13 protein-coding genes and 2 tRNA genes are annotated in these 14886 nt (G+C 69.7%); 13 read left to right on the top strand and 2 right to left on the bottom strand.

What is annotated here, in order from left to right; genetic code table 11:
* Positions 1-173 precede the first annotated feature (173 nt).
* Positions 174-368 (top strand): hypothetical protein, encoded by a 195-nt coding sequence (locus ACFY32_RS00745; RefSeq protein WP_359191885.1) that lies wholly within the window; start codon positions 174-176, stop codon positions 366-368.
* Positions 369-423: 55 nt separating this feature from the next.
* On the opposite strand, the gene ACFY32_RS00750 is transcribed toward ACFY32_RS00745, so the two are convergent.
* Positions 424-494: transfer RNA gene (locus ACFY32_RS00750), tRNA-Gly, on the bottom strand.
* A 115-nt stretch (positions 495-609) separates the two neighbouring features.
* On the opposite strand from ACFY32_RS00750, the gene ACFY32_RS00755 reads away from it, so the two are divergent.
* The 5 genes from ACFY32_RS00755 to clpX all read left to right on the top strand — a co-directional run bounded on the left by ACFY32_RS00755 (position 610) and on the right by clpX (position 5320).
* A tRNA-Pro gene (locus tag ACFY32_RS00755) sits at positions 610-686 on the top strand.
* 178 nt (positions 687-864) lie between these two features.
* Positions 865-2253, top strand: a complete 1389-nt coding sequence (gene tig, locus ACFY32_RS00760) for a trigger factor (RefSeq protein WP_359191847.1) — start codon at positions 865-867, stop codon at positions 2251-2253.
* A gap of 258 nt (positions 2254-2511) precedes the next feature.
* Positions 2512-3117, top strand: coding sequence for an ATP-dependent Clp protease proteolytic subunit (locus ACFY32_RS00765; protein ID WP_359191959.1), 606 nt, complete (start codon positions 2512-2514; stop codon positions 3115-3117).
* Between the two features lie 54 nt (positions 3118-3171).
* Positions 3172-3852, top strand: coding sequence for an ATP-dependent Clp protease proteolytic subunit (locus tag ACFY32_RS00770; protein WP_190202318.1), 681 nt, complete (start codon positions 3172-3174; stop codon positions 3850-3852).
* Between the two features lie 181 nt (positions 3853-4033).
* Positions 4034-5320, top strand: coding sequence for an ATP-dependent Clp protease ATP-binding subunit ClpX (gene clpX, locus ACFY32_RS00775; protein WP_359191843.1), 1287 nt, complete (start codon positions 4034-4036; stop codon positions 5318-5320).
* 72 nt (positions 5321-5392) lie between these two features.
* On the opposite strand, the gene ACFY32_RS00780 is transcribed toward clpX, so the two are convergent.
* Positions 5393-6367: a hypothetical protein gene (locus ACFY32_RS00780; protein WP_390673075.1), complete on the bottom strand. Its 975-nt coding sequence runs from the start codon at positions 6365-6367 to the stop codon at positions 5393-5395.
* Between the two features lie 138 nt (positions 6368-6505).
* Between ACFY32_RS00780 and ACFY32_RS00785 the strand changes: the two genes are divergently transcribed.
* The 7 genes from ACFY32_RS00785 (at position 6506) to mreD (ending at position 14877) form a co-directional block, all read left to right on the top strand.
* Complete coding sequence (locus ACFY32_RS00785) at positions 6506-9130, top strand: valine--tRNA ligase (protein WP_359191837.1); 2625 nt, start codon at positions 6506-6508, stop codon at positions 9128-9130.
* A 181-nt stretch (positions 9131-9311) separates the two neighbouring features.
* Positions 9312-10823: a folylpolyglutamate synthase/dihydrofolate synthase family protein gene (locus tag ACFY32_RS00790; protein WP_359191834.1), complete on the top strand. Its 1512-nt coding sequence runs from the start codon at positions 9312-9314 to the stop codon at positions 10821-10823.
* A gap of 6 nt (positions 10824-10829) precedes the next feature.
* Complete coding sequence (locus tag ACFY32_RS00795) at positions 10830-11186, top strand: DUF4233 domain-containing protein (protein WP_359191831.1); 357 nt, start codon at positions 10830-10832, stop codon at positions 11184-11186.
* Positions 11187-11277: 91 nt separating this feature from the next.
* The gene (gene ndk / locus ACFY32_RS00800; protein WP_359191828.1) at positions 11278-11691 is read left to right on the top strand and encodes a nucleoside-diphosphate kinase; all 414 of its coding nucleotides are present in this window, start codon (positions 11278-11280) and stop codon (positions 11689-11691) included.
* Positions 11692-11990: 299 nt separating this feature from the next.
* Entirely contained in the window at positions 11991-13010 is a 1020-nt protein-coding gene (locus tag ACFY32_RS00805; protein ID WP_030569938.1) for a rod shape-determining protein, read from the top strand.
* A 191-nt stretch (positions 13011-13201) separates the two neighbouring features.
* Positions 13202-14191 (top strand): rod shape-determining protein MreC, encoded by a 990-nt coding sequence (gene mreC, locus ACFY32_RS00810; protein WP_390673076.1) that lies wholly within the window; start codon positions 13202-13204, stop codon positions 14189-14191.
* Positions 14192-14205: 14 nt separating this feature from the next.
* Positions 14206-14877 carry a rod shape-determining protein MreD gene (mreD, locus tag ACFY32_RS00815; RefSeq protein ID WP_359191821.1) on the top strand — a complete coding sequence of 224 codons (672 nt, stop codon included), beginning with the start codon at positions 14206-14208 and terminating at the stop codon, positions 14875-14877.
* The last annotated feature ends 9 nt before the right edge of the window (positions 14878-14886 follow it).

The raw sequence follows: 14886 nt of genomic DNA on the forward strand, positions 1-14886 counted from the left end.
CCCGGCCGCCCGTCCACGCGCCTGCGCTCACCCGTGGCCCGGCGGACCCGGAGTGAACGATGCGTCACGTGCCGCATGGGGCGGGCCGGTTGGTGGCACGATGGTTCTGGCGGAGGCGCGCGGCATCGCGTCTCCGGGCCGGGAGAGCGGACCGATCTGGGGTGTGATCAGTTGTGGCCATTTCACTGTCAGTGGTGCTGCTGTTGGCGATCATCCTGGTGGTGCTCATGCGCGGGGGGTCCCTCAAGGCCGGCCCCGCGGTCGTCGCGGTCCTCTTCGGCTTCTTCCTCGCCTCGACGGGCATGGCCCCGTCGATCAACCGCTTCCTGGACTCCATAGCGGAGACGATCAACTCGATCAGCTTCTGACAACGCCTCGGGCCCGGCACCGCCGAAGCGGATACCGGGCCCGAGGACCTAACGGAGCGGGCGACGGGAATCGAACCCGCGTAGCCAGTTTGGAAGACTGGGGCTCTACCATTGAGCTACGCCCGCACAGTGCGCCTGGCGCGACGGCCGCGGCACTGAAGGCATCGTAGCGGGTCGCCCCCCTCCGCCGCACACCCCGCCCGCGCGGTCCGGCGGCATGTACCCTACGTGTCGCACCAGACGGGGTGTGGCGCAGCTTGGTAGCGCGTCCGCTTTGGGAGCGGAAGGCCGTGGGTTCAAATCCCGCCACCCCGACCAGCCAGGATCAGCCACGGTCACCTCGGGTGATCGCCTTTTGGGCCGTGTACCCGCTGCCGTTACTATGCAAGCTGCACGCCCGTATGCCTCATCGTCTGAAGTCCTCCGGGCGGCGAAATCCGCCGGACCTCTCTGGCTCCGGCAGAACCCAAGAAGTCAGCCACAAGGAGACCGAACCGTGAAGAGCGCCGTGGAGACCCTGAACCCGACCCGGGTTCGGCTCACTGTCGAGGTGCCCTTCGAGGAGCTCAAGGACAGCCTCGACGCGGCGTACAAGAAGATCAACCAGCAGGTCACGGTGAAGGGCTTCCGCAAGGGCAAGGTCCCGGCCCGCGTCATCGACCAGCGGTTCGGCCGCGGTGCGGTGCTGGAGGAGGCCGTCAACGACGCCCTCCCGAAGTTCTACACCGAAGCGGTCAACGAGGCCGAGGTGGACCCGCTGGGCCAGCCCGAGGTCGACATCACGGAGCTGAAGGACGGCGAGACGCTGAACTTCACCGCCGAGGTCGACGTCCGCCCGACCATCGAGATCCCGGACTTCTCCGGCATCGAGGTCGAGGTCGACGCCGTCGAGGTCACCGACGAGGACGTGGAGAAGTCGGTCGAGCAGCTCCGCGAGCGCTTCGCCGCCACCTCCCCGGTGGAGCGCGCCGCCGAGGACGGCGACGTCGTCACCATCGACCTGGAGGCCAAGGTCGGCGGCGAGGTGCTGGAGGACGGCATCGCCAGCGGTGTGTCCTACACCATCGGCTCCGGTGAGCTGCTCGACGGCATCGACGACGCGGTCAAGGGCCTGTCCGCCGGCGAGGAGGCGACCTTCACCTCCGAGCTGAAGGGCGGCTCGGCGGCCGGCCAGGAGGCCGAGGTCACCGTCAAGGTCACCCAGGTCGCCAAGCGCGAGCTGCCCGAGCTGGACGACGACTTCGCCCAGTTGGCGTCGGAGTTCGACACCCTCGACGAGCTGAAGGCCGACAGCCGCAAGCGGCTGGCCGACATGAAGCAGTACGACCAGGCCACCCAGGCCCAGGAGCGCGTCCTGGACAAGCTGCTGGAGCTGGTCGAGGTCCCCGTCCCCGAGAAGCTGCTCGAGGACGAGATCAAGACCCGCAAGCACAACCTGGAGCACCACCAGCTCGGCCAGATGGGCCTCGACCTCGCGAAGTACCTGGAGATCCAGGGCAAGACCGAGGAGGAGTTCGAGACCGAGACCCGTGAGGCCGCGGTCAAGGGCATCAAGACCCAGTTCGTCCTCGACGAGCTGGTCAAGCAGGAGAAGCTCAACGTCAACCAGGAGGAGCTGACCGAGCACCTCATGCGGCGCGCGGCCTCCTCCGGCATGTCCCCCGACCAGTTCGCCCAGGCCGTCGTCGAGCAGGGCCAGGTCCCGCTCCTCGTCGGCGAGGTCGCCCGCGGCAAGGCCCTGGCCTCCGTGGTCGAGAAGGCCACGGTCAAGGACAGCAACGGCGAGATCGTCGACCTCAGCGACGACGAGGAGGAGACGGAGGCCGCCGAGGCCGCCGCCGACTCCACCGAGGACGCCCCGGCCGAGGAGAAGACCGAGGGCTGAGCCCCCGGCTCCCGCACCGACGTCAGGACGGGCCCCGAGACGCGTGCGTCTCGGGGCCCGTCCCGCTCCCGCCCTCCGCCCCCGCGCTACGCCCCCGGCGAACACCTCCCTTCGCGGGATTCCCCGAAGGGACCCGCGCGTTAGGGTCCATGAATACGAGGGCAGTGGAGTCCCCGAATACGAGCTCCAGCCCCGCAGGGAAACGTGAGACGGCCCGGCGCCGTCGTAAGACGAGCAGGTGGATACGTGACGAATCTGATGCCCTCAGCCGCCGGCGAGCCCTCCATCGGTGGTGGCCTCGGCGACCAGGTCTACAACCGGCTGCTCGGCGAGCGGATCATCTTCCTCGGCCAGCCGGTCGACGACGACATCGCCAACAAGATCACCGCACAGTTGCTGCTCCTTGCCTCCGACCCGGACAAGGACATCTACCTCTACATCAACAGCCCGGGTGGTTCGATCACCGCCGGCATGGCGATCTACGACACCATGCAGTACATCAAGAACGACGTGGTGACCATCGCCATGGGCCTCGCCGCCTCGATGGGCCAGTTCCTGCTCAGCGCCGGCACCCCGGGCAAGCGCTTCGCCCTGCCGAACGCCGAGATCCTGATCCACCAGCCCTCCGCGGGCCTCGCGGGTTCCGCGTCGGACATCAAGATCCACGCCGAGCGGCTGCTGCACACCAAGAAGCGCATGGCCGAGCTGACCTCCCAGCACACCGGCCAGTCGGTCGAGCAGATCACCCGCGACTCCGACCGCGACCGCTGGTTCGACGCCTTCGAGGCCAAGGAGTACGGCCTCATCGACGATGTCATCGCCACGGCCGCCGGTATGCCGGGCGGCGGCGGCACCGGGGCCTGAGCACCGCCCCAGCCAGTCCCGGCCGACCGCCTCAGCCCCTTCCCAGGAGACACTGTGAACGACTTCCCCGGCAGCGGCCTCTACGACCGCGCGCGCGCCGAGTACACCGGCCCCACGGCCGAGTCCCGCTACGTCATCCCGCGCTTCGTCGAGCGCACCTCCCAGGGCATCCGCGAGTACGACCCGTACGCGAAGCTCTTCGAGGAGCGGGTGATCTTCCTCGGCGTGCAGATCGACGACGCCTCCGCCAACGACGTCATGGCCCAGTTGCTGTGCCTGGAGTCGATGGACCCCGACCGGGACATCTCGGTCTACATCAACAGCCCCGGCGGCTCCTTCACGGCGCTCACGGCCATCTACGACACGATGCAGTACGTGAAGCCCGACGTGCAGACGGTCTGCATGGGCCAGGCGGCCTCCGCCGCCGCCGTCCTGCTCGCCGCCGGCACCCCCGGCAAGCGCATGGCGCTGCCGAACGCGCGGGTGCTGATCCACCAGCCGTACAGCGAGACCGGCCGCGGCCAGGTCTCCGACCTGGAGATCGCCGCCAACGAGATCCTGCGGATGCGCTCGCAGCTCGAGGAGATGCTGGCCAAGCACTCCACGCAGACGATCGACAAGATCCGCGAGGACATCGAGCGCGACAAGATCCTCACGGCCGAGGACGCGCTGCAGTACGGCCTGATCGACCAGATCATCACCACCCGGAAGATGGACAACTCCTCCCTCCGCTGAGGCAGGACGCTGTATCGTCTGCCGCCCCTTGGCATGGTTTGGCGTGGTTCACGTCAAAGCGAACCCTGCCAAGGGGGGCCCGGACGGGGGGCCCGGCAAGGTACCGTCGGACATAAGGCAGCACCAGGAGTCCACTGGACGTCGGCGTCCAGGAGTCTCCCAGGCGAAGGGGAAGCACACCGTGGCACGCATCGGTGACGGCGGCGATCTGCTCAAGTGCTCGTTCTGCGGCAAGAGCCAGAAGCAGGTCAAGAAGCTCATCGCAGGGCCCGGTGTCTACATCTGCGACGAGTGCATCGACCTCTGCAACGAGATCATCGAAGAGGAACTGGCCGAGACCAGCGAGGTCCGCTGGGAAGAGCTGCCCAAACCCCGCGAGATCTACGAGTTCCTCGAGGGCTACGTGGTCGGCCAGGAGGCCGCCAAGAAGGCGCTCTCCGTCGCGGTCTACAACCACTACAAGCGGGTCCAGGCCGGGGAGAACGGCGGCGCGCAGAGCCGTGACGACGCCATCGAGCTGGCGAAGTCCAACATCCTGCTGCTGGGCCCCACCGGCTCCGGCAAGACCCTGCTGGCCCAGACCCTGGCCCGCATGCTGAACGTGCCGTTCGCGATCGCCGACGCCACCGCCCTCACCGAGGCGGGCTACGTCGGCGAGGACGTCGAGAACATCCTGCTGAAGCTGATCCAGGCCGCTGACTACGACGTCAAGAAGGCCGAGACCGGCATCATCTACATCGACGAGATCGACAAGGTCGCCCGCAAGAGCGAGAACCCCTCGATCACCCGGGACGTCAGCGGCGAGGGCGTCCAGCAGGCGCTGCTGAAGATCCTGGAGGGCACCACCGCCTCGGTGCCGCCGCAGGGCGGGCGGAAACACCCCCACCAGGAGTTCATCCAGATCGACACGACGAACGTCCTGTTCATCGTGGGCGGTGCGTTCGCGGGCCTGGAGAAGATCATCGAGGCCCGCGCCGGCGCCAAGGGCATCGGCTTCGGCGCGCAGATCCGCTCCAAGCGGGAGCGCGAGTCCCAGGACCACTTCCAGGAGGTCATGCCGGAGGACCTGGTCAAGTTCGGCATGATCCCCGAGTTCATCGGCCGCCTGCCGGTGATCACGAGCGTGCACAACCTCGACCGCGAGGCCCTGCTGAAGATCCTCGTCGAGCCGCGCAACGCGCTGGTGAAGCAGTACCAGCGCCTGTTCGAACTCGACGGGGTCGAGCTGGACTTCGAGCGCGAGGCGCTGGAGGCCATCGCCGACCAGGCGATCCTGCGCCAGACCGGCGCCCGCGGCCTGCGCGCCATCATGGAGGAGGTCCTCCAGGGCGTGATGTACGAGGTCCCGTCCCGCAAGGACGTCGCCCGCGTCGTCATCACCGCCGACGTGGTCCTCTCCAACGTCAACCCGACGCTGATCCCGCGCGACTCCCGCGGCCGCGGGCCGGGCGAGCAGAAGTCGGCGTAACCGCCGCGCACGGACGACGAAGGGGCCCCGGTCGCGACGACCGGGGCCCCTTCGCGTACGTCACCGTGCGGGTCAGACCTTGACTCGAACGTCCTTGCGTATCTTGGTGGTGAGGTCCACCGCCGCGTCCTTGCTGATGCTGTCGGTGACCTCGCCCGGGGAGACCATGGCGATCGTGCTGTGGTCGGCCCAGGCGCAGAACCAGTCGGACTTCGCCTTCTTGGTCTGCGGGTTCTCGCCCTTCGCCACCTGGCACTTCATCAGCGCGCCGTCGAGGTCGACACTCTCCGGCTCACCCACCAGATCGGCGCCCGTACCGCTGGAGGAGTCCTCCGAGGCCGACTTCCGCAAGTTGGCGAAGAACGCGTCCAGCGCGGCCTCCGGGTCGGCGATGTCCCCGTACGCACCGGCGAAGGTGATCGTGGAGAACTCGTCCGGCACCGAGCTGGGGTCGGACGGGTCGTAGCTGCCCGGGTCGATCGTCGTGTAGATGCCCAGCGCGGACTTGCCGTTCTTGACCCCGCTCTTCTCCAGGTCCTCGGTGGTGCTGCTGCTGCTCAGACCGCTGTCGGACATCAGGTTGTACTCGCCGCCGAGCACCGTCTTCGGCGTGGTGAGCTTGTGCGCGCCGTCGTCCTCCAGGCCGCCGCCCGCGCCGCCGCCGCTCCCGCCGAGCACGAAGTACGCGCCCACCCCGATCGCCGCGACGACCGCGACCGCGCCGACGATCAGACCGGTCTTCTTCTTCCCGCCGCCCGGAGCCGGCGGCTGCGGCATCCCGTACGGCGTCTGCCCGTAGGGCTGCTGGCCGTACGGGGGCTGCTGCGGGGGCACGCCCTGCGGAGGCTGCTGCGGATAGCCGTAACCGGGCTGCGGGGGAGGCGTCTGCTGGGGGTAGCCGTAGCCGGGCTGCGGGGGAGGCGTCTGCTGGGGCTGGCCGTAGCCGGGCTGAGGGGCCTGCGGCTGCTGGCCGTACGGTCCCGGCTGGCCGTACGGTCCGGGCTGCTGAGGCTGCCCGTCGTACGGGCCCGGCTGGTGGTAGCTCATTCCTGGGTTCCCCTCCGGATGCACATGACTTGCCCGCCATCCTGACGCAGACATGGCGGACACCGGCCACCGGGGGCCGCACCGTTACAAAGCAAACGCGTTTCGGGACTCGGTCGTGACACCCCTAAACTGACCCTCGTGACCGAGAACACTCAGCAGCCGCAACCAGCGCCCATCACCGAACTGCCGACCCAGTACACGCCGGCCGAGGTAGAGGGGAAGCTGTACGAGCGCTGGGTAGACAAGGGGTACTTCACCGCCGACGCGGAGAGCGACAAGCCCCCGTACACCATCGTCATCCCGCCGCCCAACGTCACCGGCTCGCTGCACCTGGGCCACGCCTTCCAGCACACGCTGATGGACGCCCTCACCCGCCGCAAGCGGATGCAGGGCTACGAGGCGCTGTGGCTGCCCGGCATGGACCACGCCGGCATCGCCACCCAGAACAAGGTGGAGCAGCAGCTCGCCGACGAGGGCAAGTCCCGGCACGACCTCGGCCGCGAGGAGTTCGTCCGGCGGGTGTGGCAGTGGAAGGAGGAGTACGGCGGCAAGATCCTCGGCCAGATGCGGCGCCTGGGCGACGGCGTCGACTGGTCCCGGGAGCGCTTCACCATGGACGAGGGCCTGTCCCGGGCCGTCGGCACGATCTTCAAGCGCCTCTACGACGACGAGCTGATCTACCGCGCCGAGCGCATCATCAACTGGTGCCCGCGCTGTCTGACCGCCATCTCCGACATCGAGGTGAACTACCAGGAGGACGACGGCGAGCTGGTCTCCATCCGGTACGGCGAGGGCGAGGACAGCCTCGTCGTCGCCACCACCCGCGCGGAGACGATGCTCGGCGACACCGCCGTCGCCGTCCACCCCGACGACGAGCGCTACCGGCACCTGGTCGGCAAGCGGATCAAGCTGCCGCTGACCGACCGGACCATCCCGGTCGTCGCCGACGCCCACGTCGACCCCGAGTTCGGCACCGGCGCGGTCAAGGTCACCCCGGCCCACGACCCGAACGACTTCGCCATCGGCCAGCGCCACGACCTGGAGTCGATCACCGTCATGGACGAGCGGGGCGTCATCACCGCCCACGGTCCCTTCGAGGGCCTGGACCGCTTCGAGGCCCGCTCCACCATCGTCGCCGCGCTGCGCGAGCAGGGCCGGATCGTCGCCGAGAAGCGCCCCTACGTCCACTCCGTCGGCCACTGCTCGCGCTGCGGCACCACCGTCGAGCCGCGGCTGTCCCTGCAGTGGTGGGTCAAGGTCGCCCCGCTGGCCAAGGCGGCCGGCGACGCCGTCCGCGACGGCCGGGTCACCATCCACCCCGAGGACATGTCGAAGCGGTACTTCGACTGGGTCGACAACATGCACGACTGGTGCATCTCCCGCCAGTTGTGGTGGGGCCACCGCATCCCCGTCTGGTACGGCCCGGACGGCGAGATCGTCTGTGTCGGCCCCGACGAGGAGCCGCCCGCCGGCGAGGGCTGGCACCAGGAGACCGACGTCCTGGACACCTGGTTCTCCTCGGGCCTGTGGCCCTTCTCCACCCTCGGCTGGCCGGAGCACACCGCCGACCTGCGCAAGTTCTACCCGACCGACGTCCTGCTGACCGGCCACGACATCATCTTCTTCTGGGTCGCCCGGATGATGATGTTCGGCCTGTACGCCATGGACGGCGAGGTCCCGTTCAAGACCATCGCGCTGACCGGCCTGGTCCGCGACGAGCGCGGCAAGAAGATGTCGAAGTCCTTCGGCAACGTCGTCGACCCGCTCGACTGGATGGACCGATACGGCTCCGACGCCGTCCGCTTCACCCTGGCCCGCGGCGCCAACCCCGGCACCGACGTGCCCATCGGCGAGGACTGGGTCCAGGCATCCCGGAACTTCGCCAACAAGATCTGGAACGCCACCCGGTTCGCGCTGATGAACGGCGCCACGGTCGAGGGCCCGCTGCCCGACGCCGCCGAGATGTCCCCGACCGACCGCTGGGTCCTCTCCCGGCTGGGCCGGACGGTCGCCGACGTCGACGCGTTCTACGAGGACTACCAGTTCGCCAAGCTCTCCGACGCCCTCTACCACTTCGCGTGGGACGAGGTCTTCGACTGGTACGTGGAGCTGTCCAAGACCACCTTCCAGGCGGGCGGCCCGGCGGCCGAGGTCAGCAAGCGCGTCCTGGGCGAGGTCCTCGACGTCACGCTGCGGCTGCTGCACCCGGTCGTGCCCTTCGTCACCGAGGAGCTGTGGACCACGCTCACCGGCGGCGAGTCGGTGGTCGTCGCCCAGTGGCCCGCGGACTCCGGCTTCCGGGACCCGGCCGCCGAACGGGAGATCGAGACCCTCCAGTCCGTGATCACCGAGGTCCGCCGCTTCCGCGCCGACCAGGGCCTCCAGCCCGGCCAGCGCGTCCCGGCCCGCCTCACCCTGGACGGCACGCCCCTCGCCCCGCACGAGCCGGCCATCCGCCAGTTGCTCCGCCTCCAGCCCGAGGGCGACGCCTTCTCGGCGACGGCGACCCTGCCGGTGGCCGGCGCCGAGGTCGCCCTCGACCTCTCCGGCACCATCGACGTCGCCGCCGAGCGCAAGCGCCTCACCAAGGACCTCGCGGCGGCCGAGAAGGAGAAGGCGCAGGCCACGGCCAAGCTCGGCAACGAGGCGTTCCTGGCCAAGGCTCCGGACCAGGTGGTCGACAAGATCCGGGGGCGTCTGGCCAAGGCGGAGGAGGACATCACCCGCCTCCAGGCCCAGTTGGAGCGCCTGCCTCAGGCATAGGGACGCATCGCGAGGTCCCCGGCGCTTTCGAGCGCCGGGGACCTCGCGCACGTCAGGGGCGCGGGGCCGGGCCGGGATGCGGCCGCGCCGCGTGGGCGCGGGCGACCGCGACGCACCCGCACCCGCCCGTCACGACCGGCCACCCCGACCTCTGCCGGCCCCGCTCCGTAGACTGGGCCCCGTGAGCGACATCCCCGGCGACGACCAGCCAGACCCCCTCGACTCCTTCGACGAGATCATCGAGGCGGAGACCACCCGAGACCCCGACCTCGCGGTCATCGAGGCCGGCAGCCGCACCCTGCGCACCCAGGGCGGCCCCCCGGAGGCCGACGTACCCGCCCGCCCCGAGGACCCCGAGGTCGACAAGGCGCTGCGCGAGGTCGAGGCCGAGCTGGCCACCCGCTGGGGCGAGACCAAGCTGGAGCCCTCCGTCAGCCGTATCGCCGCGCTGATGGACGTCCTGGGCGACCCCCAGCGCTCGTACCCGTCGATCCACATCACGGGCACCAACGGCAAGACCTCCACCGCCCGCATGATCGAGGCCCTGCTCGGCGCCTTCGAGCTGCGCACCGGGCGGTACACCTCGCCGCACGTGCAGTCCATCACCGAGCGGATCAGCCTGGACGGCGCGCCCGTCTCGGCGGAGCGGTTCGTGGAGACCTACCAGGACATCAAGCCGTACGTCGAGATGGTCGACGCGCGGCAGGAGTACCGGCTGTCGTTCTTCGAGGTGCTCACCGGCATGGCGTACGCCGCCTTCGCCGACGCGCCCGTGGACGTGGCCGTCGTCGAGGTCGGGATGGGCGGCTCCTGGGACGCCACCAACGTGATCGACGGGGACGTCGCCGTGGTCACCCCGATCGACCTGGACCACACCGACCGGCTCGGCGGGACGACCGCCGAGATCGCCACGGAGAAGGCCGGCATCGTCAAGCAGGACGCCACCGTGATCCTCGCCCAGCAGCCGGTCGACGCGGCCCAGGTGCTGCTGAAGAAGGCCGTCGACGTGAACGCCACGGTGGCCCGCGAGGGCCTGGAGTTCGGCGTCGTGGCCCGGCGGATCGCCGTCGGCGGCCAGTTGCTCACCCTGCGCGGGCTGGGCGGCGAGTACACCGAGGTCTACCTGCCGCTGCACGGCGCCCACCAGGCGCACAACGCGGCCGTGGCGCTGGCCGCCGTCGAGGCGTTCTTCGGGGTGGGCGCGCAGCGTCCGGAGCCGCTGGACATCGACACCGTCCGCAAGGCGTTCGCCGCCGTCGCCTCGCCGGGCCGCCTGGAGGTGGTCCGCAAGTCGCCGACGGTCGTGCTGGACGCCGCGCACAACCCGGCCGGGGCGCGGGCCACCGCCGCGGCGATCGGGGAGGCGTTCCAGTTCAGCCGCCTGATCGGCGTGGTCGGCGCGAGCGGTGACAAGGACGTACGGGGCCTGCTGGAAGCGTTCGAACCGGTGTTCGCCGAGATCGTCGTCACGCAGAACGCCAGCCACCGCGCGATGGACGCCGACGAGCTGGCCGCGATCGCCGTCGAGGTGTTCGGCGAGGAGCGGGTGCAGGTCGAGCCGCGGTTGCCGGACGCGCTGGAGGCCGCGATCACCCTGGCCGAGGAGGAGGGCGAGTTCGCGGGCGGCGGGGTGCTCGTCACCGGCTCGGTCATCACCGTCGGCGAGGCCCGACTGCTGCTGGGGAGGGGCTGACATCCCGTGCGTACGCTCTGTTCTTCGACCCTGATCGGCGAGTTCTTCGTGATCGGCTTCGCCGGGCTGGTCGCGATGAAGCAGCCCGACCTGTCCATGGGCACCGTGTGGACGGTCAGCGGCATCGCGATGTTCCTGTGCGTGGCGCTGTGCGGCACGGTGACCCGCCCCGGCGGCGTGGCGCTGGGCTGGGCCCTGCAGATCGCCCTGATCGCCTCCGGCTTCGTCGTCCCGATGATGTTCATCCTCGGTGTCGTCTTCGCCGCCCTGTGGTGGGCGTCCGTGCACTACGGCAGGAAGATCGACGAGGCGAAGGCGAGATTCGCGGCGCAGGCGGAACCGGGGGCCGCGCCGCAGGCGTGATCCCCTGTGGCTGACGCTGCGTGACGAGGGTCGCGACACGCCCGGTAACCTCAGTCACACTTCGCACGTCCTGACCCACAAGGAGCCCGCAGTGACCCAGCGCACCCTCGTCCTGCTCAAGCCCGACGCCGTCCGTCGCGGCCTGACCGGCGAGATCATCAGCCGTATCGAGCGCAAGGCCGGCTGGCAGATCACCGCGCTGGAACTGCGGACCCTGGACCAGGAGACCCTGGAGCAGCACTACGGCGAGCACAAGGGCAAGCCGTTCTACGAGCCCCTGGTGGAGTTCATGTCCTCCGGCCCCGTCGTCGCGATGATCGTCGAGGGCGAGCGGGTCGTCGAGGGCGTGCGTGCCCTGGCCGGTCCCACCGACCCGATCGCCGCCGCGCCGGGCTCCATCCGCGGGGACTACGGTGTGATCGTCCGGGAGAACCTGATCCACGCCTCCGACTCCGAGGAGTCCGCCGAGCGTGAGGTGAAGATTTTCTTCCCGGGCCGCGCCTGATCTCCCCCCATATGTTTTTCTGACGTAACGTCAGTCAAATGGCCCATCTGACCAGGGCGGTCGCAGGGAAACGACCGCCCTGTCACAAGTGCGTGCCGATCGGGGGAACGTTTGCCTCCGTTGGCCCGTCTCCACAAGCGAGGCGGGACGCCATCTGCTGACAATGGCGAAGACCCTCGCGCAGTGTTCGCGAAAGCGCGTCTACGATGGAAGCCTTCACGTCACTGCACCCACCTCGCCGACCTGAAAAGCCCTCAAAAGCTCCTGGGAAGGCCAGTCGAATCCTGATGGGGAACTCAATGTCGTTCATCGGCCGTGACATGGCTGTCGACCTCGGGACCGCCAACACGCTGGTGTACGTCAGGGGTCGTGGGATCGTACTCAACGAGCCGTCCGTCGTCGCCATCAACACCAACACCGGCGGCATCCTCGCGGTCGGCGCCGAAGCGAAGAAGATGATCGGGCGCACGCCCGGCAACATCGTTGCCGTGCGGCCGCTGAAGGACGGCGTGATCGCCGACTTCGAGATCACCGAGCGGATGCTCCGCTACTTCATCCTGAAGATCCACAAGCGGAGGTATCTGGCTCGCCCGCGAGTCGTCGTCTGTGTGCCCTCGGGCATCACCGGCGTCGAGCGCCGCGCCGTCATCGAGGCGTCGTCCCAGGCCGGCGCCCGCCAGGTGCACATCATCGAGGAGCCCATGGCCGCGGCCATCGGCTCCGGCCTGCCGGTCCACGAGGCCACGGGCAACATGGTGGTCGACATCGGCGGCGGCACCACGGAGGTCGCGGTCATCTCCCTCGGCGGCATCGTCACCGCCCAGTCCATCCGCGTAGCGGGCGACGAACTGGACAACGCGATCATCCAGCACATCAAGAAGGAGTACTCCCTCCTGCTGGGTGAGCGGACGGCCGAACAGATCAAGATCACGATCGGTTCGGCGTACGACCTCGACACCGACGAGCACACCGAAATCCGCGGCCGGGACCTCGTCTCCGGGCTGCCCAAGACCGTCGTCGTCTCCGCCGCCGAAGTGCGCAAGGCGATCGAGGAGCCGGTCAACGCGATCGTCGACGCCGTCAAGACGACCCTGGACAAGTGCCCGCCGGAGCTGTCCGGCGACATCATGGACCGGGGCATCGTCCTGACCGGCGGCGGGGCGCTGCTGCGCGGCCTCGACGAGCGGCTGCGCCGGGAGACCGGAATGCCGATCCACATCGCCGAGGACCCGCTGGACAGCGTGGCGCTCGGCTCCGGCAAGTGCGTCGAGGAGTTCGAGGCGCTCCAGCAGGTGCTGGACGCCCAGCCCCGCAGATGACATGACGCTTGCATTCCGCCGTACGAGACGATCTGCTCTCGTACGGCGGATCGTTGATATAGAGACAACGACACAGGACGACAGCCGGCATCCGGCACGACCGCCGCGGACGGTCCGGCGCGTTGTCGGCACATACTGAAGAACCACCGACGAATTCCCGAATTCCGACGAGGAAGGCACGGCCGCCGCACGTGAGGGACACGAAAGAGAGCCGGCTGCTCCTGGTGCTGCTGATCGCGGTCGCGTTCGCGCTGATCACGGTGGACATCCGCGGCGGGGAGGACTCGCCGGTCGACGGTGCCCGGCAGGCCGCGGCCACCGTCTTCGGCCCGATCGAGGACGGGGTGTCGTCCGCCGTCGACCCGGTGGGCAACGCCATCTCCGCGGTCCGCGCCTCCGGTGACCGTCACGACCGGCTCGCCGCCCTGGAGCAGGAGAACGCGGCGCTCAAGGCGAAGCTCGGCAGCGACGACCGCGGCCGCAGCCGCCTCGCCCAGCTCGACAGCATGCTCAAGCTGGCGGGGGAGGGCCAGTACGGCATCAAGGGCGCCCAGGTCATCGGCATAGGAGCGGCCCAGGGCTTCTCCTGGACCGTCACCATCGACGTCGGCGCCCACGACGGCATCCGGCGCGACATGACCGTCCTCAACGGCGACGGACTGGTCGGCCGGGTCACCACCGTCGGCCCCGACTCCTCCACGGTGCTGCTCGCCAGCGACCCCGACTTCACCGTCGGCACCCGCATGGAGGCCGGCGACGAACTCGGCTTCGCCTCCGGGCAGGGCGACCGCCCGCTCCGCGTCGAACTGCTCAACGGCAAGGCCGAGGTGAAGAAGGGCGACCGCCTCGTCACCTTCGGCTCCCAGGCGGACAAGCCGTTCGTGCCCGGCGTCCCGGTCGGTGTCGTCTCCCGCGTCGACCCCTCCGGCGGCGACCTGACCCGCACCCTGTACGTCACGCCGTACGTCAGCTTCACCAAGCTCGACATCGTCGGCGTCGTCGTCCAGGGGCCCGAGAAGGACCCGCGCGACACCGTGCTCCCGGACAAGCCCGAGCCGGCCCCCAGGCCGACCGTGACGGTCACCGTGACCCCGTCCGCCGGGGCGCCCGAGGACGGCCAGGCGCCCCAGGACGGCCAGGCGGCCGACGGACAGGTCCAGCCCGAGCAGCCCGAGCAGTAGGAGACTGAAGTCCCATGCGTGTCAACCGGTTCCTGCTGTCCGTCCCCCTGATCGTCGTCGCCCTGGTGATCCAGGTCAGCGTCCTGGCCCGGCTGCACCTCCCCGGCGCCGTCCCCGACCTGCTGCTCCTGGTCGTGCTCGGCCTCGCCCTGGTCTACGGCCATGTCGGCGGGGCCCTCATCGGCTTCGGCGCCGGTCTCCTCGCCGACCTCGCCCCGCCCGCCGACCACGCCGCCGGGCGCTACGCCCTGGTGCTGTGCGTCATCGGCTACCTGGCGGGCCTGGCCCGGCCGGAGAACGGACGGCTGAAGTCCGCCGCCGGCCCCATGGTCGTGGTCGTCGCCGCCGCCGTCGGCTCCACCCTGCTCTACGCCGGGGTCGGCTCGCTGGTCGGCGACACCGCCGCCCGCCATGTCGGCCTCGGCGGACTGCTGTTCACCGCCGCCCTCTACGACCTGCTGCTGGCCCCGTTCGTCGTCCCCGGCATCATGGCGCTGGCCCGGCGCGCGGAGAACGACCCGCTCGCCGAGACCACCTCCGCCGCCCAGACCACCGACATCTCCTCCGGCTGGCTCGCCTCCGGCACCGGCCTGCGCATCGGCGGCCAGCGGGGCGGGCTGCGGGTGAAGGCGGCGCGGGCCCGGGTCGCCCGAGCCGGACGCATCAAGGGGGTCAAGCGGCTGTGAGAACGGTCG

Origin of the sequence: Streptomyces sp. NPDC000134 (assembly GCF_042899225.1) — a bacterium.
In the GTDB taxonomy this organism is placed as follows: domain Bacteria; phylum Actinomycetota; class Actinomycetes; order Streptomycetales; family Streptomycetaceae; genus Streptomyces.